The organism is Mycobacterium sp. 29Ha, assembly GCF_032883055.1.
In the GTDB taxonomy this organism is placed as follows: domain Bacteria; phylum Actinomycetota; class Actinomycetes; order Mycobacteriales; family Mycobacteriaceae; genus Mycobacterium; species Mycobacterium gallinarum.
In genome coordinates this window covers 58366-79036 of sequence record NZ_JAMQTI010000012.1, presented here as the reverse complement: position 1 = coordinate 79036, position 20671 = coordinate 58366, and the positions used below count along the sequence as shown (strand labels likewise).

The following is a 20671-nucleotide window of genomic DNA, read 5'->3' as shown; positions in this document are numbered from 1 at the left end:
GAACCGGTGCAGCTGTTCTGCTTCCATCACGCGGGCGGTGGCGCGAGGATGTTCGACACGTGGCACAAGGCGCTCGGCCCTCGAGTGAAGGTAGTTCCTGTCGAGATTCTCGACCGCGAGCGATTCTCCACGCTGCGCCAGCTCGTCGACGAGGTCGACGTCCGATTACGACCGGCACTCGAGGGTCCACATGCGTTCTTCGGCCACAGCTTCGGCGCGTTGGTGGCATACAGGTTGACGTGTTTGCGCGCGGCCTCGGGCTCTGTTCTCCCCCGCGCGCTGCTGGTGTCTTCCTTTGCACCACCACATCTTCCAGCACCGATACCCGCGGTGGACCACCTCGACCATCACCAGTTGACGGCGCTGCTCTCCGATCTGGGCGGCATCCCGCCGGAGCTCGCCGAGTGGCCCGTTCTGCGGGACAACGCCGTCGCGGCGGCGCGCATCGACCTGCGCCTGTGCAGGACGGATGACGACGGGGCGCGGGTGGCGGTGGCTTGCCCGATCCACGTCTTCGGCGGCGAGGACGATCCCCTTGTTAACGAATCCGATCTCTACGAATGGCGCTCGCGGACATCGGGCGAGTTCTCCGTGCACGTCCTGCACGGCGGCCACTTCTATCTCAGCGACGGGCCACAACTGTTCTCGATTCTGCTGCCCCTGCTGTCGAGACTTCCGGCGGTGAGCGAACAATGTTGAGCCGGTTGGCCGTTTTCACGGTGCGGCGGCCTAAGGTGATCCTCACCGCCGTCTTCCTGCTGCTTGTGGTCAGCATCGCGTTCGGCGGAACGGTGACCCAGAAACTCGGCGTCGGCGGCTTCACTGACCCGGCCTCGGAGTCGGCACAGGTCGCCGACTACCTCGACCAGAACTTCCCCACGACACCCAACCTGGTTCTCGAGGTCGTCGCCCGCGGCGGTGCCGTCGACAGTCCCGACGTCGAGGCCGCCGCAGATCGCGTGCGGCAGCTCGTCGAAGCCGAACCCGCCGCGAAGGTGGTCGGATCGTTCAGCCAGGCGGATGCAGCCGATCTACGCGCCAAGGATGGGCGCTCGGGTCTCATCCTCGTGCACGTCAGCGGGACCCTTGACGAGGCCACGAAGACGTCGATCCGAATCATCGACACGTTGCCCACCGACGACCCGGCGGTCGACGTGCGCGCCGGCGGCCCGCTGGGGGTGTCGGTGGAGATCGAGGACCGGGTCGCTCATGACCTCGTGATCAGCGAGAGCATTTCGCTGCCCATACTGCTCGCCGTGCTCGTCATCGTCTTCGGTGGCCTCGTTGCGGCGTTCGTGCCGCTGGCCATCGGTATCACATCGATCGTCATGACACTGCTGGTGTTGGCACTCATGGTCACCATCACCGACGTGTCGGTGCACGCACTCACGGTCGCAACGGCTTTCGGCCTCGGATTGTCCATCGACTTCGGATTGCTTATGGTGTCGCGCTTCCGTGAGGAGCGCGCCCGGGGCAGGGACCACGAGTCGGCCATCGTCGCGACCGTCACAACCGCTGGACGGACGATCATCTTCAGCGCAGCGACAGTCACCCTGGCGATGTCCGGACTTCTGGTCTTCCCCCTGTACTTCCTCCGGTCGACCGCACTCACCGCGAGCGCCGTCGTGATGCTGTCAGCACTCAGCGCGATCGTGGTGCTCCCCGCCCTGCTCGCGATGACCGGAAAGCGGATCGACTCGCTGGCAGTCCTCCGCCGCAAAAATCCTCTTTCGGCGGATTCGGCGTTCTGGCGACGCTCCGCCGCAATCGTCACGAGAAGGCCACTGCTGTGCGCCCTGCCGGTGATCGCGGCGTTACTGGTGCTCGGTATCCCGTTCCTCGGGGTGCAGCTCGCCATGCCCGACGAACGGGCGCTACCGTCCGATTCCAATGGCCGACTCGTGGCCGAATCGCTGCGAAACAACTATGCGAAGGATTCATCACAGGCGGTAACGCTGCTGGCCCGCAACGATATCCGCGCACTCAACGACCTTGCCGCCCCGGTATCGATGATGGAGGGAGTGGTTCAGGTGGTCGCCCCCAGCGGTATCCATCAGCAGGGGAAGGTCGTCGCCGACCCGCCACCAGGATTGGAAAATAACCGCGCTGCTTACGGATTGGCGTATCTGTCGGTGGCCGCTCAGAGCGACGCTGCACAAAAGGTCGTGCATTCCATCCGCGCGCGGATCGTCGATCATCGAGTCGAGGTAGGCGGTCCGACCGCCACACTCATCGACACCAGCACCGCCGTCGGCGACCGGCTTCCCGTCGCGATTCTGTTGATCGCACTGGCCACGTTCGTGTTGTTGTTCCTGTTCACCGGCAGCATCGTGGTGCCGGCGAAGGCGCTCGTTCTGAACCTGCTGATGCTGAGCGCGGTGCTCGGCGCCATGGTCTGGATCTTCCAGGACGGGAACCTGGCCCCGCTGCTCGGCGTGACTCCGGCACCGCTGAACCTGTCCATGGTCGTCTTGCTGTGCTGCATCGCTTTCAGCCTGTCCGTCGATTATGAGATCTTTCTGCTCAGCCGGATCAAGGAGGCTCGCGACTCGGGGCTGTCGAACAACGACGCCATCATCGTTGGGCTTGGCCGGGTGGGGCGAATCATCAGCAGCGCTGCGCTGCTGCTCACCATCACGTTGTTGTCCTTCGCCAACGGACTGTCCTTCATGAAGATGTTCGGCATCGGTACTGCACTAGCCATCGTCATCGATGCGACGGTGATCCGTGGTGTCGTGGTGCCCGCGTTTCTGCGCGTCGCAGGCGAACTCAACTGGTGGGCACCGCCGCCGCTGAAGAGGCTGCACACGCGCATCGGTTTGAGTGAAGGGCCGGGCGAAGCCGACTTGCCATCACCAACATCTCAGCAGGACGAAGAAACTGTCCGGCTCCCACCTCGACGCGCAACCGAGCGCGACACGGTCGAGATCGCAAGGCCACGCCAGCAAGACGAAGAGACCGTCCGGCTCCCACCTCGACGCGCAACCGAGCCCGACACGGTCGAAATCGCAAGGCCACGCCAGCACGACGAAGAGACCATCCGGCTCCCACCTCGACGCGCAACCGAACCCGACACGGTCGACATCGCAAGGCCCCGCCAGCACGATGAAGAGACCGTGCGCCTATTCCCCAGTCGCACAGAGAAACCCGACCCATGATGCTCGTCCGCGGGATTACCCATCCCGCTGGTCGAAGACTTCGCGGATCTGCAGCAGGTGAAGTGGGCGCTTCACACGCGCACCGCGCTCAGAACACGCCGAGTTCACGAAGTTTGTTGCCGTACGCGTTGACGTCCGCCGCGAATAGTTCTGGTTGTTCGAAGGCGGCGAAGTGTCCGCCGCGGTCCTGCACGCTGTGGTGCACCACGTTGTAGCGTGCTTCAGCCCACACGCGCGGCGTCTGAAGGAGTTCGTAGGGATAAACCGCGTATCCCGTTGGGACGTCAACTCGCCCCTCCCACTCGCTCAGCGCCGAGTTACCTGCCCGTGTGGCTTCGCAGTACAGTCGTGCCGCCGATGTCGCGGTGCCGGTGAGCCAGTACATCATCAGGTTGTCGATGAGGCGGTCGGTCCGAATCGGCATACCCCCGCGGATGTCGCACCACGCATGGAACTTCTCCAGAATCCAACCGGCCAGGCCCAGCGGTGAATCGTCGAGTCCAAAACCCAGCGAGTGTGGCCGCGTCGACTGGATGTCCATGTAGGCCGTGCCGTCGGCGATTCGCTGGGTGGACGAGACGATGGCTGCCAGTTCGCTTTCCGTCACCCCCGTCATCGCCTCGGCGCCGTCACCGTCGAAGGGTGCGAACAACATGTTGGTGTGGATGGCGGCCACCTGTGGTGCGTGGTGTTGCCCGAGATGCCGGACGACAAGAGCGCCCCAGTCCCCACCCTGCGCGAGGTATCGGTCGTAGCCTAGTTGAGCCATCACGTCGGCGACCGCGGCGGCCACCTTCGCGACATCGACGCCGCGCTCGGTCGTCGGCCCCGAGAATCCGTAGCCGGGCATGGAGGCGACTACCACGTGGAAGCGTTCACGCAGCATTGGCAGCACGTCCAGGAATTCGACGATGGATCCCGGCCATCCGTGGACCAGCACCAGCGGGATCGCATCGACGGCGTCGGAGCGTACGTGCAGCAGATGTACCCGCTGCCCGGCGGCCGTGGCAATAAGCGATCCCCACTCGTTGAGTTCGGCTTCGGTTGCCCGCCAGTCGTATTCGCCACGCCACCGATCTACAACTGAGCGAAGGAACTCCTGCTCGGTCCCATAGTCCCAGCCACTGTCTGGCAATTCGGCCGGGAATCGCGCCGAGTCCAGGCGACGACGAAGGTCCTCGAGGTCAGCCTGCGCAACGGCGATTGGGAACGGCCTTATCGCCTGACCTGTGGTGTTCATCTAGTCCTCCTTCGACCGCGGCGGCTCACATCGTCAAGGCGACCTTGACGCAATCCGCGGTCCGTGCCGCCACCGCGGCATATGCCGCCGACGCGTCAGACAGCGGCATGGTGTCGGTGAAGATGCCGCTGACGTCCAGACGACCCGACTGGAGCAGCGGAACCAGTTCAGGCCAGGTGCGCTGTACGGGTGCGGTCGTCATCCTCAGCGTGATGCTGCGAATCAGGCTGATCGTGGCGGGAAACGGAAACGGATCGAGGTTGTGCACGCCGACCACCGAGACGGTGCCGCCCGCCCGGACCAAATTGAGGGCGTCCGACATCGACCCGTCACTGCCGACCGCGTCGATGACCGAAGCAGCGCCTCGCCCGCCCGTCGCGTCCAGGACTGCCTGCAGCGCGGGCGGCGCTATGGGAGTGGCGCCGAGACGTTCCGCCCGGAGTCGTCGACCTTCGACCGGGTCGACGGCGAAGATGGTGCCTGCGCCGAGGGTCAGCGCGCTCTGCACCGCGCACAGGCCGACGGCCCCCAGACCGAGGACGACGATCGTTCCGCCAGGCGGGAAGTCGGCGCGTTGCGCGGCCGCCCACCCAGTGGCGAGGTTGTCGGTCAGAAGCAGCGCTTCCTCGGTGTCGAGGTCGTCGGGCAGGCGCAATAACTGAAAGTCCGCTGCGGGCACCGCCAACAGCTCCGATTGCGCCCCACCGAGAACACCGGTGCCGAAGATCCGCGGCCCACCGACACATGTCACCGGATCACGTGTGTCACACCCCGCACAAAATCCGCATCCGGCGACAGACGAGACGAGAACTTCGTCTCCGACGGCAAACGTCCGAACGTCAGGACCGATCTCGACGATCGTGCCGACCGCTTCGTGCCCGAGCGCCACTGGATCGGCGAGCGGGTAATCGCCCTCGTAGAAGTGCAGATCCGAGCCGCAGATCGCTGCGGCACCTACCTGGATCACCGCACCGTCAGGGCCGGGCAGGGTCGGGTCGGGCAGTGTCTCCACGCGTACTTGCCCGGGCATATCGATCACGACGCTCTTCATCGGTGTTCAACCTTTCTGCACCTTGGCCAGCGCCGGCGCCGCAGGCGCCGCTCCGCGTCCTAGCTTCCGTACAGATGCAGGGCCCGGGCGGCCAGCGTAGCGAGTTCGCCCTGCAGGTTCGTGATGGGTGCGCTGCCGCGTAGATGGATCACGTTCGTCAGAAGAACGACGTAGGTGTCTGAGGCCGGATCGATCCACAGCGAGGTTCCGGTGAACCCCACGTGACCGAAGCTGCCGATCGGGAACACCATGCCCCGTGGCTTGGAATGGCCGGTGTCGATATCCCAGCCGAAACCGCGCAGATTCTGGCCCGGGATCGCCGGATAGTGCGGCGCAAGCAGTGGATGTTCGGTGTTCGGCGTCGTCTCGATGGCTTCCTGTGTCGCGGCGTTCGCAGCGTCGACTTGTTCGGGCGTGTGCCCTGGCTGCTCGGGACTCGTCATCAGTTGCAAAGTCGATTGTGTGAGCGGAAACGTGCTCGGCCGGCCCGCCAGCCGATCCAGCAGCGCCTGCGCATAGATGCTCATGTCGTGGGCCGTCGAGAACACGCCGGCGCTGCCGGCAACCCCGCCCATACGGCGCGCGGTCGGGTCGTGCACGGTGCCTCGCAGCAGGAAGTCGAGATCGGGGTTGGCGCCCGGATCGGCCCGGCTTTCCTCGTCCCGCGCGGTCGGCGCTACCCGCGACAACAGTGCGGCGTCCCATTCGCCCGCGCCGCATGTGGTTGGCGGTCCCGCGGTCAACGCGACCGCAGATCCCCTGATCTGTTGCGGCCCACACGCTTTGGCTGGCGGGAGATAGCGGGTGTCTCCCATACCGAGCGGCTCGAAGACGTTCTGCTGAACATAGACGTCTTCCGGATGGCCGGTGATCCTCTCCACCATCAGGCCGAGCAGAATGAAGTTCACGTCGGAGTAGCGGAAGCTAGCGCCGGGAGACGCCTCCAGCGGCTTGGTGAGTGCACGACGGATCCCCTCCGCCTTGTCGGGGCCATCCAGCCCCCATGGGTCGCGCAGGTCCAGTTCTCCCACCAAACCCGAGGTGTGCGTGAGCAACATGCGAACCGTCACGTCCGCACGCAGGGGATCACGTCCGGGGTTGAAGTCGGGGAGATATTTCTCGACGGCGTCGTCGAACTGCACCTTGCCTTGTTCGTAGAGCTGCATGACGGCCGTCGCCGTCGCGAGTGATTTGGTCAACGACGCCAAGTCGAAGATCGTGTCGTCGGTCATCGGCTCTTCGGGTGTGGGCGCCCCATCCGGTCCTGGTTCGCCGGCGAGCTTGCGCAATCCGAACGCCTGCTCATAGACGATCGCGCCGCCGTGCCCCACCACGACCACCGCGCCCGGCAATTGGCGGGCCGCAATCGCGTCGTTGATGAGCGTGGAGACAGTGTTGAATTCCTTGTTGGGGAACGGTTTTGGTGATGTCGACGACGTGGGCGACGGATTGATCTGCGTAGCCTGCGTGCTTTCAGGCGCCTCCGGCCGGCGCGCTTCGCCGCACGAAAACGTTGCGAGCGCAAGCAGGACAGCGCTGACAGCGCACGCCCTGCCCAAAGCTGTCATGACCACCTCGTCGGATCAACCCTCAGCATATGTAGTCAGCACCTTGTTACCATCGCGCATGGTCGACTCGAGTGCGCCACCCGGTCGCGATGTCGCGCCGACACGTCGCGACGTCCTGAAATACGCCCTCTCGGCACCGGCTTTTCTGATTGCCGGGTCCGCCGCGGCGACAATGAGCGGGCCAGAGGCGTCCGCCGCTCCCGCGAAGTTGATCGATTTCACGCACCGGCAGGTCGCGCCGGATCTGATCAAGGAGGCGGGCTTCGACGGTGCCCTCGTCTACGTGTCCGAGTTACGGCCGGGCGCAGACTTCGACTTCAAACCCGTCACGCGTGAGTATGCCGACGGCCTGCGTGCGGCGGGCCTAGAGGTCGTCAGCTGCTACCAGTATGGAAAACCCAACTGGCCGAATGCGCCGTCGGATTACACCCGCGGCTTCGACGGTGGCGTGGCCGACGGACAGACGGCGATGCGGTTGCACAACGCCGCCGGCGGACCCGATTCCGCGCCGATCTTCTTCAGCGTCGACGAGGACATCGACCTCGATACCTGGAACAGCGTTGCGGTGCAGTGGTATCGAGGAATCAACTCCGTCCTGGGCGTAGCCCGCACCGGCATGTACGGTCACGCGAATGCGTGTGCGTGGGCGATCCAAGACGGCGTCATCGGACCCTCGACCACGGCCGGTCACGCGTGGGCGTGGCAGACGAGGGCATGGTCTGACGGCGTGCGCGAGCCGGCCGCCGTCCTGTATCAGGACGTGATCGTCACACCCACCGATCCGGGCGTCATCCTGGGCGGGACCAGCGTGGATGTGGACCTGGTCCTCGCACCGGATTTCGGGCAGTGGTCGCTGCCCAGATAGAACTTCACGGCCGATACAAGAATTTTCCAAGTCCTCAACGCCACGCTGCTGCCAGCAGGTGCGGGGGCCCCACCCGACGAGGTCCCCGCACCTGCCGTATTCAGCAAGTTCGGGTCAGTAGTTGTTGCAGGTGTTGGCGATCGACGCCATGGCGCCGAAGTACTTCTGCCCCCACGGCGTGGCCTGGTATTCCTGAACGAGCTGTACCCGTTCACCGGGGGGCGCAGACAGGAAATTGCTCAGCATGACGCCCGCAAGCGGGTTCGCATTGAACTTCTCCGCCAGCGCGGGATTCTCGCTGCTCAGCGCGGCCATGACCTGCGGATAGCTGCAGGTCGTATCGATGATCGGGTCGGCGGAAGCCACCCCGAGTCCAACGGTCAACGACAGGGCAGTACCACCGACAGCGGTGATCACCAGGGATTTCAATGATGGTGTGAGCATGATCCGGGGACCTTCCAACTTATGCAGTGGCCCCCGACTGGCCCTGACTTCAACAGTGCACCCATGGTAGCTCGCGATCGCCCTGTCGTCACGAAAGAAAGCCACACCAACTCATATGATCGGGTCATCCTCCGGTCGCCGTAGTCGCAACCATCGATAGCCATAGGGTTCCAAGCCGAGCTCGATTCGGCCGTTGTCATCCAGCGGGTGCTCGGTGAGGCCGTCGAGCAAATCGACGAGGACGCACCCCGGCAACGCATCCTCGAGTTGGACGGGAACGATGCAGCTCTCCGATCCGAAGTTGTGCAATGCCACCATCGCCCACCCAGACTTCTCACGACACACATGGGCGAGCACCGCCCGGTGGGGCTGCTTGAGGATCTCTGGCGCGGACCACCCGATCTCTGGCTGCTGACGATATGTGTAGATGAGGTCTCGGATGAACCACCAGAACGAACGATGGTCGTGGCGCTGGTCCGCAACGTTGACGCGGTCGGGACCGTAGAGGCCGTCCGGAAGCGGGCGGGGCAGCCGGCGTTTCGGCGCAGTGGAAAACCCGCCGTTGTCTTCGTCCGTCCACTGCATCGGCGTGCGGACCGCGAACCGGCCTGGCACATCGAGGTTTTCAGCCATACCTATCTCTTCGCCGTAGAACAGCACTGGCGTACCCGGCAGTGAAAACGCCAACGAGTAGACCATCCGCATCCGGCGATCGTCTCCGCCGAGCATCGAGGGCAGCCTTCGTCGCAACCCCCGCGCATAAAGCTGCATATCGGGATCGGGACCGAACGCGTCGAAGACCTCCTGGCGCTCGGTGTCGGTGAGCTTGTCGAGCGTGAGCTCATCGTGGTTGCGTACGAAATTCGCCCACTGGCTGGTGATGTCGAGCGCCGGCCGCTGCCGCAAGGACTTGGCGAGCGGACGGGCATCGCCCCGGGCAAGCGAGAGGTACATCGCTTGCATACCGATGAAATCGAACTGCATGTTGAGACCATCACCGTCAGGCCCACCGAAGAATGCCTTCTGGTCCTTGAACGGCACGTTCACTTCACCGAGTAAGACCGCGTCGCCAAGTCGGCGGGTGACGAAGTTTCGGACGTCGCCAAGGTACTTGTTGGGGTCGAACACGCCGGGATCGCCGGGCGCGCCGTCCCTGGCGAAGAGAAATGGAACAGCATCGACCCGGAACCCCGACACCCCCAGCTCGAGCCAGAATCCAAGAGTGCGCGAGATCTCCTCCTGCACAGCTGGATTGGCAATGTTCAAGTCGGGTTGATGCTTGTAGAAGTGATGCAGGTACCACTCGTTGGTCTTGCGGTCGAGCTCCCAGAGGCTGTCTTCCTCATCGGGGAAGACCACATCCGCCTTGCCCGACTTGGGCTTGGTCGCACTCCAGACGTAGTAATCGCGGTACGGGTCATCCTTGCTGCGACGCGCGGACTTGAACCATGGGTGAGCATCAGACGTGTGGTTCATCACGAAGTCGACGATCACCCGGATCCCGTTGGACCGAGCGGTGCGAACGAGTTCGACGAAGTCGCCGAGATTACCGAGACGTGGGTCCACTCCGAAGAAATCGATGATGTCGTATCCGTCGTCCTTGCGGGCTGTCGGATAAAACGGCATCAACCACAGGCAGGTCACTCCGAGATCGTTGAGGTACTGGATGCGCTCGGTCATGCCACGGATGTCACCGCAACCATCACCGTTCCAATCGAAGAATGTCTCGATGTCGGCGCAGTAGATGACGGCGTTCTTCCACCAGACGTCGCCGGTTTCGATTTTCCTCATGCGAGCGCTGCTGAAGGCTGCGGAGTCGTCGGCGCCAGTTGCGGCAGCACATGCTCGCCGAATGCGTCGATGAAGTCCGCTTGATGTTGACCGACGAAGTGCAGGTACAACTCGTCCCAGCCCTGCTCGATGTATTCGTGGAGCCACTGGGCGTGCTGACCCAGATCGCTGGAGATGCGCACTGATTGCGCCACCCGTTCCGGGCTGACGGCCTCACCGATGACGTCGAACGCCTCGACCGTCTCGATGTCCCAGGAGACAGGCGGGGCGAAGACGTTGTTGCGCCACTGGTGGTGGGCGACTGCCAGCGCCTCGTCACGGGTGGGGGCCCAACTGAGATGAACCTGAAGACGTGCGGGTCCTCGTCCGCCGGCCTCGCGATATGCGCCCATCACCTTTCGCAGAATGTCCTGCGGCTGATTGACGGTGATCAGTCCGTCCGCCCACGCGGCGTGGCGCGCAGCGGTCTCGGGCGTCACCGCGGGGCCTACGAGGTCCGGAGTCGACGCCGGCAGCGTCCACAGACGTGCCCGATTGACGTGGACGAGGCCTTCATGGGTTACCTCCTCGCCTTGCAGTAGTCGGCGGATCACGCTCACACACTCGAGTAGGCGCTGATCGCGCACGTCCTTTCGCGGCCATACGTCGCCGGTGACGCGCTCGTTGGACGCCTCGCCGGATCCGAGGGCGGCCCAAAAGCGTCCAGGGAACATCTGCGCGAGCGTGGCGATCGCCTGCGCGATGACGGCCGGGTGATACCGCTGGCCGGGCGCATTGACGACGCCGAAGGGCAGGTCGGTCGTCGCGAGGGCGGCGCCGAGGAAAGACCACGCGAAGCCCGACTCGCCCTGCCGGACGCTCCACGGACTGATGTGGTCGGACGACATTCCGGCGGTGAAGCCGGCTTGTTCAGCCCGCTGGACATCCCGCAGGAGCTGAGCGGGATTGATCTGCTCGTGCGAACAGTGGAATCCGATAACCGTCATGTGCCCGTAGTACCCGTTTTGCGGCAGACTTACGTCGACGTCAACCCATCCGGCCACGCCGTTGTCTCCGGTCCACAATCGGCCGGAGAGATCTTGGCGCAAGCGCACGAGCGGGACCCTCAGTCCGCACCCTAGTTTTGCGTCATGCCTAGTTTTCGCCGCAATTCCAACAGCACCGAGCTCGCCGATCGGGTCGCCGTCATCACCGGAGCGGGCAGCGGCATCGGTCGCGAGCTGGCGCTGTTGTGCGCGCAGCGCGGCGCCCTCCTGGCGATCTGCGACATCAACGGTGCCGGGCTGGCCGGCACCGCCGAGGCTGCGCGAACGCGGGGCGCTCAGGTGCTGATGTCCCAAGTGGACGTGTCCGATGGGGACGCGATGAACCGCTTCGCACAGGCCACGTCTGACCGGTTCGGACGAGTCGATCTGTTGATCAACAACGCCGGCGTCGCGGTTGTCGGCGGATTCCTCGACACAAATCGCAAGGATTGGCAGTGGCTGATCGACATCAACCTGATGGGTGTGGTGCACGGCTGCGATGCGTTCCTGCCCATCATGATCCGGTCCGGTCGCGGGGGACACGTCGTGAACCTGTCCTCGGCCGCTGGTCTGCTGGCCAACCCGCAGCTAAGCGCCTACAGTGCAACGAAATTCGCGGTGCTGGGGTTATCTGAGGCGCTGCGCATGGAGATGAAGCCGTATGGAATCGGCGTTACAGCGGTTTGCCCCGGCATCATCGACACAGCGATCACGCAGAACAGTCCCATCCGCGGCGACGGTGACACAGCGGAACGTCGCAAGCGCCTGGCATCGGCTTACCAGAAGCGCGGATATCCGGCGGATCGCGTCGCACACAACATCCTTCGCGCTGTCGAGCGCAACCGCGCGGTCGCGCCGGTCGCCGCCGAGGCGCACCTGTTGTACGCATTGTCTCGCGCCACCCCGCCGCTGGCTCGATGGTTGGCCGCGCGTTTGGCCGATCTGTCGAAGTGACATGACGAAGTTGAGGAGTTGAGATGCGACTCGAGGGTCGACGCGTATTGGTCACCGGCGCCACCGGAGGGATAGGTGAGGCAATCGCACGCGATCTGGCAGCGCGCGGGTGTGTACTCACGGTAACGGGTCGCCGAGAACCAGAACTTCGACGATTGGTCGGCGAACTCGGTGTGTCCGCCCGCGGTCTGACCGCCGATCTCACGAAGATCGACGATGTGCACGATCTCATGGTCGAGGCGGCTCCGGTGGACGTACTCGTGGCGAATGCCGGCATCGGAATACCCGAAGATCTCGGGATGCTGACCGATGCGGAGATCGAGCACGCGATCCGCGTGAACCTGCTGGCCCCTATGATGCTGGCACGGGCAGCGTTGGCTCCCATGCAAATTCGCGGCCATGGTCACATCGTATTGATCTCTTCGGGAGCCGGACTGGTCGCGACGCCGGGAAACGGCACTGTGTACACCGCCACCAAATGGGGCCTGCGCGGCCTCGGGCTGGCACTGCGACAGGAACTCCATGGCACGGGTATCGGTGTCTCGACGATCTTTCCCGGACCCATCCGAGACGCCGGAATGTTGGCAGACACCGGCGTCGCTCTCCCCCGTGCATTCGGTACGAGTTCTCCCGAGGACGTGGCGAAGGCAGTGGCGAGGGCGATCGAGCAGGACCGGCCCGAAACGACGGTCGCATCGGCCGGTCTTCGCATGTTGGTGGGGTTTGGCGCGGTCGCGCCGGTACTGATAGGCGAACTCGCCCGCTTGGCTGGAGCCGGACGCGTCCGCGAGGCGATACTCGACCGCGCCCAGCGCTAGATCAGCGACGGGTGTCAGCCGGCACCAAGCAGACCGTTCCCTGCCGCCGTGCCGTTTTCGCCGTCGGCGACTGCCGCCGCCGATGCGCCGACCGCGACGGTGACGAGATCCGCCAGCGCTAGCGCGGTGCGCAACTCGAGGGTGCGCTTCTCCAGTGGTCTGCCCAGGATCTCCTCGGCCTGACGGATGCGGTAGGCGACGGTGTTCTCGTGAACGTGGAGTCGTTTTGCGGTTCGCCCCCGACTGCAGTTCTCGTCGAGGTAGGCCCGCAACGTCGCGGCGAGACGGCGGGTGGTCTCGTCATCGGCGGACAGCGGCCCCAGTTCGCGTCGCACAAACGCGGAAGCCTGCTCGAAATCCACTGTGGCGATGGCGGATAGAGAGACGTTGTGGTAACGGGTGACACTGCCCATGGGACGACCGGCCAGCACCGCGACACGCTGCGCCTCGCGCGCCTCGCAATGGCTCGTGCGAAAGCCGGCGAGGCCGCGCGCCGGTTCGCCGACCGCGACCCGGACGCCGGGCGCACTCGCGGTCCGAAACCTCAACTCGTCGAGCACTTTCGAGGGGACGTCGCTATGGGAGCTGATCCACGCGGCAACCGACAGGATGCCCAACGGCTGAATGAGCGGTTTCTGATTGCCGACCGTAGCGGCGAGGTCCCGGATCGCGGCTTCGAGCATCGCCTGGGTGTCACGCCCTTCTTCGTGGGAGTCGAGCCAGGCGATCGCCGCGACATGGACGCGGCCGACCTCGTGGCGAAGGCGGCGAGTCGCGACATCGGCGTCGACTGGTTGGCCGGCGAGGATGGCACCGATGGTCTCGGCCTGACTGGCCGCGGCGCTGCGTATCCATCGTTCACGCTCGGCGGTGTACACCTCCTCGACGAGGCACAGCGCGGTGTCCACGTACGCGAACATCCACGCCGAACACAACTCGGTGGCCAGCTTGAGGTCTCCGGCGTTCCGCGCGTGAGAGCCCAGGATCGCATTGACCTGCTCAGACGTCGCCGCGTGGCCGAGCCGGTAACTGCGCAACAATGTGGTGAGCGATATGCCGCGTTGCGCACCATCCTGCGCATAGGCCAGGGTCGGCGAACCGAGCCGAGCCGCCGCGACCGGGTCAGCCCCGGCCAGCAATACTTCGGCGAAATCGCGAATGCTCGCTTCTGTGCTTGCGCGGTTCACTTCGAGTGCCTGGGGGCTGGCGAGCAGTTCGGGCAATCGTTCGCTCGTGTAGGTGTTGACCGCCGCTGCCAACTCGGCGGCGCGCTGCATCATTTCGGCGGCTGCGGGACGCAGTACCGCTGACCACACGCGGCGGCGGTCGTCGCTGGCGGCGCCTGCCCAGTCGGGCTCCATGCAGGGCACGCTATCGCCGCGCCGTACCGGTGGTGCGGATATTGGACAACCGCGCGGAGCGACGTTGGCGGTTACAGACAAGCGGTGGGCAGACGCGACGCGCGACCATTTCTGGCATGCGACAACTGACCAGCCTCGATGCCCAGTTCCTGGCCATGGAGAACGACCGCGTTCAAGGGCACGTCAGCGTGCTCGGGATCTACGACCCCCAGACCGCCGTGGGCCGACCGCTCGATGCCGCGCGTGTCCGTGAACTGATCAGCGAACGTCTACACCTACTGCCGACCTTCCGGTGGCGCCTCGCCCAGGTGCCGTTCTCACTCGACTACCCGTATTGGGTGGATGACGGCACCTTCGACGTCGAGTACCACGTGCGCGAGCTCGCGTTGCCTTCGCCGGGTAACCAGCGACAACTCGCAGAACAGGTGGCCCGAATCATCGGTCGCCAGCTCGACCGGTCGCGCCCGCTATGGGAGGTGTACGTGATCCACGGCCTCGAAGACGGCGGCGTCGCCGTGCTGACGAAGATGCACCACGCCGCCGTCGACGGAGTATCCGGTGCCGAGGTCATGAGCATCCTCCTCGACGACACCACAGGCAAAGACCTGCAACCCGCCCGCACGGTTGCCGCTGAACCCTTTCCGTCAGAGATGGAAATGCTCGGCCGCGGTCTGGTCGGACTGATGAGCCAGCCGTTGCGGGTAATGCGCGCCGGGCCAACGGCGCTGCCCCATCTCGACGACGTGCCGACGATCAGGCACCTGCCCGGCGTCAAGGCGATCGCACGTAGCAGCCGCCTGATCCGCAGGTCTCTCCGCCACGGTGCGGGCAAAGCCCCACACGGCACCGACATCTCAGCCCCTCAGACCCGTTTCCAGGCACGCGTCTCGCCACACCGACGCGTCGCATTCGGCTCGTTGTCACTGACCACGGTCAAGGCGATCAAGAACACGTTCGGTTGCACCGTCAACGACGTGGTGATGGCCATCTGCACCGCCGGCCTTCGCACATGGTTGGACGAGCGGGGCGAGCTTCCCGCCGAACCGCTCGCCGGCTTTGTCCCGATGTCGGTCCGTACGCCCGAACAGAAGGGAACGTTCGGTAACCGGGTTTCGGTGATGCTCACCGAGCTGCCGACCGATATCCCCGATCCGGTCGAGCGGCTGCGCCGAATCAACGACGCGATGCGTTCAGCCAAGGAACGTCAACGCGCGCTGCCGGCGTCGCTGTTGCAGGACGCCAATCACTTCATTCCGCCCGCGCTCTTCGCGCAGGCAGCCCGCGCCACATCCCGGCTGGCGGGCGTGCGCGGCCTGAGGCAGCCCGCCAACGTGATGATCTCGAACGTCCCCGGGCCGGGGACCCCTCTGTATCTCGGCGGAGCGCGTCAACGCGCCCAGTTCCCGGTTTCCGGTGTGCTGGACGGAATCGGCATCAACATCACCGTGATGAGTTACCAGGACTCACTCGAATTCGGGATCGTCGTCGACCGCGAGGTGCTCGACGATCCGTGGTCGATCTTCGATGCGATGCGTACCGGCATGGACGACCTGCACCGGGCGGCCGAGGCCCACGCTTCCGAAACCCCGATTGGCCGCGCGCCCGTGAACCGAAGGAGGACCACGTCATGACGACAAACATGCCAAGCGGAACCAGCATGGACGACTATCAGCTCACTCTGACGAGCATCGTCGAGCGGGCGGAGCGATTCCATGCCGATCAGGAAGTCATCTCGCGGCGGCCGTCGGGAGCGGTCTCCCGCACCACTTTTGGTGCGTGTGCCCGTCGGGCCCGACACCTGGCGAGCGCGCTGGCGGGTCTCGGCATCGGAAACGGCGATCGAGTCGCCACCCTGCTGTGGAATCAGAGCGAACACCTCGAGGTGTACTTCGCGGTTCCGGCGATGGGTGCGGTCGTCCATACCCTCAACCCGCGACTGTTCCCTGAGGAGCTCGCGTTCATCGTCAGCGATGCGCAAGACAGTGTGATCATTGTCGACGAGTCACTTCTGGAGGTATTCCAAAGCTTCTCCACCGGAGACGAATTCAGTCACGTCATCGTCGTCGCACACACAGGAGTGGTTGCGCCCGGGATGCTGGACTACGAGTCTCTGGTGACCGAGGCGCAACCGCTCGACTGGCCCGTGCTCGACGAGAATCTCGCCGCGGCGATGTGTTACACCTCCGGGACCACCGGGCGACCCAAAGGTGTCGTGTACTCCCACCGGGCGCTCGTGTTGCACTCACTCGTCGCGGCACTGCCCGACCAGCTGGCGGTATCGGCAAGAGACACAGTCCTTCCCGTCGTACCCATGTTCCACGCCAATGCCTGGGGCCTGCCATATGCCGCCGCATTGGCCGGCGCGCGCCTGGTACTGCCCGGCCCGCGCCTGGACCCCGAGAGTGTGCTCGACCTGTGTGCGGATGAGCACGTGACCATGACGGCAGGCGTTCCCACCGTGTGGATGGGCATGCTGGCCGCACTTGATGCCGAACCCGACCGATGGGAACTGTCCGAACTGGATCGGTTGATCGTCGGTGGCGCCGCTGTGCCGCGGTCGATGTTCGAGGGGTTCGACAGGCACGGCCTGACCGTCGTTCAGGCGTGGGGAATGACCGAGACCGCACCGTTGGGCGCAGTCTGCCGTCAGCCCGCACGCCTGGACGATGGTGGCCGCGACGAGCAGTACGGCTACCGCATCAGGCAGGGCGTCGCGAGCCCGTTTTTCAACGTCCGTGCTCGCGACGACAACGGCCAGATCATCGCCTGGGACGACGCGGCGATGGGCGAACTCGAGGTGCGCGGCCCGTGGGTGGCGGCGAGCTACCACGGCGGTCGAGGTGCGGACAGCTTCACGCCGGACGGTTGGTTCAAGACCGGCGACGTGGTCCGCATCGACCCCCACGGGTGCATCCGAATTTGTGACCGCTCAAAGGATCTCGTGAAGTCCGGCGGCGAGTGGATCTCTTCTGTCGACCTGGAAAACCAGCTCATGTCTCATCCAGCCGTGGCACAGGCGGCGGTGATCGCCATCCCCGACGACCGCTGGGGCGAGAGGCCGCTCGCGGTCGTCTCACTTCGAGAGGGCGCCGAAGCATCGGCCGGCGAGCTGCGTGAGCACCTGGCCCAGGATTTCGCCAAGTGGCAGTTGCCCGACCGCTTCGAGTTCATGGGAACCCTTCCGTGCACGGCCACGGGCAAGTTCAAGAAGGCCGAATTGCGAAACCTCTTCGTACCAGCCTGACCTACAACCCTCTGAAAGGAAACCGAAATGACCCGCTTCGACATCACCCAGACAAACCGCGCCGTGGAACGTCTGATCGAGACGACGGACAACCCGCGCCATCTGTATCTGCTGCACGCCTACAACCGCCATCGCTACCTGGAGATGGCCGGTCGATACGAAGAGATCTTCGCGCCGGACATGACCGTCGAGAAGCCCGTGTACCACTTCAACATGCTCGGCAAGTGCCTCACGGTCGAAGGTGCCCAGGCAGTGAAGTCGCTGTACAGCGCGTGGGCGGACACCGCCCAGTGCATCTTCTACGCCGACGACGAGAAGTTGGCGATCAGCGACACGATGATCGTGTCGACGTCGTTCATCTACCAGCAGACCCCGGGAGTCGTGCTGGCGGCCGAGGGAGCACCTGTCGACCCGAACGCCACATATCTGGTGAAGACCGCCGAGCACATGATCTGGCCCTACGACGATCGTGGCCGCCTGGTCGGCGAGGACGTCTGGGAGTACGACGAGACGGCGCGCGAGTTCATCGAACTCGATCCCATCGACGTCCTCACGGTCCAACAGTCCGCGAAGTTGCTCGACCCGTTGATCAAGCCGTTGCCGGCGGACAATCCGTTCATTCGTTAGTCACCGCCATCGGCCGACACCGCCTCTACAGTGTCACTACGGGGTAGGGCAACCATGGAAAGGGAAACAATGCGCGAGGACAAAGACAGCGACGTTGTGGCTCGAAAACTCCCCGGTGGAGAAACGCTGCCCTTCGCGCCTACCCCATCGGCGAGCATCGCGGGGCGCACTCTTCAGGAGTCCACGTACGCGCAGCGTGTTGTCCCACGACGGCTGCCGGAAAATGCGCCGAACATCGTCATCGTGCTCATCGACGACGCAGGACCCGGCCTGCCGACGACTTTCGGCGGCGAGGTCCGTACCGACACCATGGACCGGGTGTGCGCTGACGGTATCTCCTACAACAGATTTCACACCACAGCGATGTGCTCGCCAACGCGCGCGTCGCTGCTGACCGGCCGCAACCACCACGAGATCGGCAACGGTCAGATCGCCGAGCTGGCCAACGACTGGGACGGGTACGCGGGCAAGATCCCGCGCAGCAGCGCGACAGTCGCCGAGGTGCTCAAGCAATACGGGTATGCCACCTCGGCGTTCGGGAAATGGCACAACACACCTGCCGAGGAAACCACCGCGGCAGGACCCTTCGAGAACTGGCCCACCGGACTGGGATTCGAGTACTTCTACGGTTTCTTGGCCGGCGAAGCTTCTCAGTACGAGCCGCATCTCGTGCGCAACACCACAGTCGTCGCGCCGACGAAGACACCCGAGGAGGGTTATCACCTGTCCGAAGATCTGGCCGACGACGCCATCGGCTGGCTGCGGCGGCACAAGGCGTTCAACGCCGACAAGCCGTTCTTCATGTACTGGGCCAGCGGCTGTCTGCACGGCCCGCACCACATCATGAAGGAATGGTCGGATAAGTACGCGGGCAAATTCGACGACGGTTGGGACGCCTACCGCGAGCGAGTCTTCGCGCGGGCCAAGGATACCGGCTGGATTCCACAGGACTGCGAGCTCACCGAGCGCGATGAGAAGTTGGCATCGTGGGACAGTATCCCCGACGACGAGAAGCCGTTCCAGCGGCGACTGATGGAGGTGGCCGCGGGCTACGCCGAACACGTCGACGTCCAGGTAGGGCGCATCGCCGACGAACTCGACGAACTCGGGTACGGCGACAACACCTTGTTCTTCTACATCTGGGGTGACAACGGGTCGTCCGGCGAAGGTCAGAATGGCACGATCGCTGAGCTCTTGGCGCAGAACGGAATTCCCACGACGGTGCGGCAGCACATCGATGCGCTCGACGAGCTCGGCGGCCTGGACGTGCTTGGCTCGCCGCTGGTCGACAACCAATATCACGCGGCATGGGCGTGGGCCGGCAGCACACCGTACAAGGGGATGAAGCTGCTCGCATCGCACCTGGGCGGTACCCGCAACCCGATGGCGATCAAGTGGCCCAAGCAGATTCGGTCCGACGCCGCTCCCCGCGACACCTTCCTGCACTGCAACGACGTCGTTCCGACCATCTACGACGTGATCGGGATCGAGCCGCCGCTCGTCGTCAACGGCACCCCGCAGATTCCGCTCGCCGGCGCGAGTTTCGCACGCACACTCACCGACCGAGCAGCCGACGGCGGCAAGAAAACCCAGTACTTCGAGATCATGGGCAGCCGGGCGATTTACCACGACGGCTGGTTGGCTTCCGCGCGCGGACCGCGGCTGCCCTGGGTGCCCGGCGCGCCCGAGGGCATCGCGACCTGGACACCCGACAACGACCAGTGGGAGCTCTACCACCTCGACGAAGACTGGTCGCAGGCCAACGACCTCGCCGAACAGCATCCCGACAAGCTGGTTCAGATGCGGGAGATGTTTGCCATCGAAGCCGCACGGAACTCGGTGCTGCCCGTCGGCGGCGGCCTGTGGGTGCCCGTCTATCACCCGGAGTTACGCATCGCACCGCCCTACCACGAGTGGGAGTTCTCCGGAGACACCGTCCGCATGCCCGAGTTCTGTGCGCCGGCGCTCGGGAACAAGAACAACACCGTCACGATCGACCTGGACCTGCCCGAGAACGCCAACGGCGTGCTCTACGCCCTCGGGGCGGCCGCGGGCGGACTGACGTGCTATCTCGACGACGGCTACCTCTGCTACGAGTACAACCTGTTCATCTTGATGCGCACCAAGATTCGGTCCAAGGAGAAGCTGCCTGCGGGCCACACGACCATCACGGTGGACACGCGCTACGCCGAGCAGCGTCCGGCAGGACCGCTCGACGTCACGCTCCGCGTCGGGGACGACACCGTCGCCTCGGGTCAGGTGCCGGTCAGCGCTCCGCTGTTGTTCACCGCGAACGACTGCCTGGACATCGGCACGTGTCTGGGCTCTCCGGTGTCATTGGATTACCGCGAGCGCGCGCCGTTCCCGTTCGAAGGCCACATCAAGCGCGTGCACGTCTCCTATACCTAGCCGACCCCCTGCTGAATCCGGACAGTTGTCCGATACGGCCAACAGCGAAAAGGTCCGCTCTAGCAACAGCCCTCATCTCGACATTTCGCGGACAGGCGCGCCACCTGTCCCTAGAC

Annotated in this window: 16 protein-coding genes; 9 read left to right on the top strand and 7 right to left on the bottom strand. The window is 64.7% G+C overall.

Features of this window, described 5'->3' with window-relative positions; all coding sequences use genetic code 11:
• Window positions 1-6 precede the first annotated feature (6 nt).
• Together M1248_RS17075 and M1248_RS17070 are read left to right on the top strand one after the other, a co-directional pair.
• On the top strand, window positions 7-699 hold the full coding sequence (locus M1248_RS17075) for a thioesterase II family protein (RefSeq protein WP_317149145.1): 693 nt from the start codon (window positions 7-9) through the stop codon (window positions 697-699).
• Window positions 693-3158 (top strand): MMPL family transporter, encoded by a 2466-nt coding sequence (locus tag M1248_RS17070; protein WP_317149144.1) that lies wholly within the window; start codon window positions 693-695, stop codon window positions 3156-3158. Before M1248_RS17075 ends, M1248_RS17070 begins: the two co-directional genes overlap by 7 nt.
• Window positions 3159-3246: 88 nt before the next feature.
• On the opposite strand, the gene M1248_RS17065 is transcribed toward M1248_RS17070, so the two are convergent.
• From M1248_RS17065 to M1248_RS17055, 3 genes are read right to left on the bottom strand one after another with little or no spacing between them, the layout of a single operon-like run.
• A complete protein-coding gene (locus tag M1248_RS17065; RefSeq protein ID WP_317149143.1) occupies window positions 3247-4398 on the bottom strand; it encodes an epoxide hydrolase in 1152 nt (383 codons plus the stop codon).
• Window positions 4399-4423: 25 nt separating this feature from the next.
• Window positions 4424-5449: an alcohol dehydrogenase catalytic domain-containing protein gene (locus M1248_RS17060; protein ID WP_317149142.1), complete on the bottom strand. Its 1026-nt coding sequence runs from the start codon at window positions 5447-5449 to the stop codon at window positions 4424-4426.
• A gap of 59 nt (window positions 5450-5508) precedes the next feature.
• Window positions 5509-7017, bottom strand: coding sequence for a serine hydrolase domain-containing protein (locus tag M1248_RS17055; protein WP_317149141.1), 1509 nt, complete (start codon window positions 7015-7017; stop codon window positions 5509-5511).
• A gap of 58 nt (window positions 7018-7075) precedes the next feature.
• Between M1248_RS17055 and M1248_RS17050 the strand changes: the two genes are divergently transcribed.
• Window positions 7076-7882 (top strand): DUF1906 domain-containing protein, encoded by an 807-nt coding sequence (locus M1248_RS17050; protein ID WP_163724659.1) that lies wholly within the window; start codon window positions 7076-7078, stop codon window positions 7880-7882.
• 114 nt (window positions 7883-7996) lie between these two features.
• Here the strand turns inward: M1248_RS17050 and M1248_RS17045 are convergent, their stop codons facing one another.
• The 3 genes from M1248_RS17045 to M1248_RS17035 all read right to left on the bottom strand — a co-directional run bounded on the left by M1248_RS17045 (window position 7997) and on the right by M1248_RS17035 (window position 11103).
• Window positions 7997-8326, bottom strand: a complete 330-nt coding sequence (locus M1248_RS17045; RefSeq protein ID WP_163724655.1) for a hemophore-related protein — start codon at window positions 8324-8326, stop codon at window positions 7997-7999.
• Window positions 8327-8437: 111 nt separating this feature from the next.
• Window positions 8438-10117, bottom strand: a complete 1680-nt coding sequence (locus M1248_RS17040) for an alpha-amylase family protein (RefSeq protein ID WP_163724652.1) — start codon at window positions 10115-10117, stop codon at window positions 8438-8440.
• A complete protein-coding gene (locus tag M1248_RS17035) occupies window positions 10114-11103 on the bottom strand; it encodes a TIGR03885 family FMN-dependent LLM class oxidoreductase (protein ID WP_163736736.1) in 990 nt (329 codons plus the stop codon). Before M1248_RS17035 ends, M1248_RS17040 begins: the two co-directional genes overlap by 4 nt.
• Before the next feature lie 144 nt (window positions 11104-11247).
• On the opposite strand from M1248_RS17035, the gene M1248_RS17030 reads away from it, so the two are divergent.
• Both M1248_RS17030 and M1248_RS17025 read left to right on the top strand, forming a co-directional pair.
• Window positions 11248-12096, top strand: coding sequence for an SDR family NAD(P)-dependent oxidoreductase (locus tag M1248_RS17030; protein WP_317149140.1), 849 nt, complete (start codon window positions 11248-11250; stop codon window positions 12094-12096).
• Window positions 12097-12119: 23 nt separating this feature from the next.
• Window positions 12120-12914, top strand: a complete 795-nt coding sequence (locus tag M1248_RS17025) for an SDR family NAD(P)-dependent oxidoreductase (protein WP_163724647.1) — start codon at window positions 12120-12122, stop codon at window positions 12912-12914.
• A gap of 14 nt (window positions 12915-12928) precedes the next feature.
• Here M1248_RS17025 and M1248_RS17020 read toward each other — a convergent pair whose 3' ends face one another.
• Entirely contained in the window at window positions 12929-14275 is a 1347-nt protein-coding gene (locus tag M1248_RS17020; RefSeq protein WP_317149139.1) for a PucR family transcriptional regulator, read from the bottom strand.
• Between the two features lie 116 nt (window positions 14276-14391).
• Between M1248_RS17020 and M1248_RS17015 the strand changes: the two genes are divergently transcribed.
• Genes M1248_RS17015 through M1248_RS17000 form a run of 4 tightly spaced genes read left to right on the top strand, consistent with a single transcriptional unit; the run spans window position 14392 to window position 20555 of the window.
• Window positions 14392-15906: a wax ester/triacylglycerol synthase family O-acyltransferase gene (locus tag M1248_RS17015; RefSeq protein ID WP_317149138.1), complete on the top strand. Its 1515-nt coding sequence runs from the start codon at window positions 14392-14394 to the stop codon at window positions 15904-15906.
• Complete coding sequence (locus tag M1248_RS17010; RefSeq protein ID WP_317149137.1) at window positions 15903-17519, top strand: long-chain fatty acid--CoA ligase; 1617 nt, start codon at window positions 15903-15905, stop codon at window positions 17517-17519. Before M1248_RS17015 ends, M1248_RS17010 begins: the two co-directional genes overlap by 4 nt.
• Before the next feature lie 27 nt (window positions 17520-17546).
• Complete coding sequence (locus tag M1248_RS17005) at window positions 17547-18146, top strand: hypothetical protein (protein WP_317149136.1); 600 nt, start codon at window positions 17547-17549, stop codon at window positions 18144-18146.
• Between the two features lie 54 nt (window positions 18147-18200).
• Window positions 18201-20555, top strand: coding sequence for an arylsulfatase (locus M1248_RS17000; protein WP_317149135.1), 2355 nt, complete (start codon window positions 18201-18203; stop codon window positions 20553-20555).
• The last annotated feature ends 116 nt before the right edge of the window (window positions 20556-20671 follow it).

Bases quoted from the DNA above. Each gene is read 5' to 3' on its own strand.
- M1248_RS17060 (WP_317149142.1), bottom strand. From the start codon at position 5,449: ATGAAGAGCGTCGTGATCGATATGCCCGGGCAAGTACGCGTGGAGACA.
- M1248_RS17035 (WP_163736736.1), bottom strand. From the start codon at position 11,103: ATGACGGTTATCGGATTCCACTGTTCGCACGAGCAGATCAATCCCGCT.
- M1248_RS17025 (WP_163724647.1), top strand. From the start codon at position 12,120: ATGCGACTCGAGGGTCGACGCGTATTGGTCACCGGCGCCACCGGAGGG.
- M1248_RS17045 (WP_163724655.1), bottom strand. From the start codon at position 8,326: ATGCTCACACCATCATTGAAATCCCTGGTGATCACCGCTGTCGGTGGT.
- M1248_RS17040 (WP_163724652.1), bottom strand. From the start codon at position 10,117: ATGAGGAAAATCGAAACCGGCGACGTCTGGTGGAAGAACGCCGTCATC.
- M1248_RS17050 (WP_163724659.1), top strand. From the start codon at position 7,076: ATGGTCGACTCGAGTGCGCCACCCGGTCGCGATGTCGCGCCGACACGT.
- M1248_RS17020 (WP_317149139.1), bottom strand. From the start codon at position 14,275: ATGGAGCCCGACTGGGCAGGCGCCGCCAGCGACGACCGCCGCCGCGTG.
- M1248_RS17065 (WP_317149143.1), bottom strand. From the start codon at position 4,398: ATGAACACCACAGGTCAGGCGATAAGGCCGTTCCCAATCGCCGTTGCG.
- M1248_RS17055 (WP_317149141.1), bottom strand. From the start codon at position 7,017: ATGACAGCTTTGGGCAGGGCGTGCGCTGTCAGCGCTGTCCTGCTTGCG.
- M1248_RS17010 (WP_317149137.1), top strand. From the start codon at position 15,903: ATGACGACAAACATGCCAAGCGGAACCAGCATGGACGACTATCAGCTC.
- M1248_RS17000 (WP_317149135.1), top strand. From the start codon at position 18,201: ATGGAAAGGGAAACAATGCGCGAGGACAAAGACAGCGACGTTGTGGCT.
- M1248_RS17070 (WP_317149144.1), top strand. From the start codon at position 693: ATGTTGAGCCGGTTGGCCGTTTTCACGGTGCGGCGGCCTAAGGTGATC.
- M1248_RS17015 (WP_317149138.1), top strand. From the start codon at position 14,392: ATGCGACAACTGACCAGCCTCGATGCCCAGTTCCTGGCCATGGAGAAC.
- M1248_RS17030 (WP_317149140.1), top strand. From the start codon at position 11,248: ATGCCTAGTTTTCGCCGCAATTCCAACAGCACCGAGCTCGCCGATCGG.
- M1248_RS17005 (WP_317149136.1), top strand. From the start codon at position 17,547: ATGACCCGCTTCGACATCACCCAGACAAACCGCGCCGTGGAACGTCTG.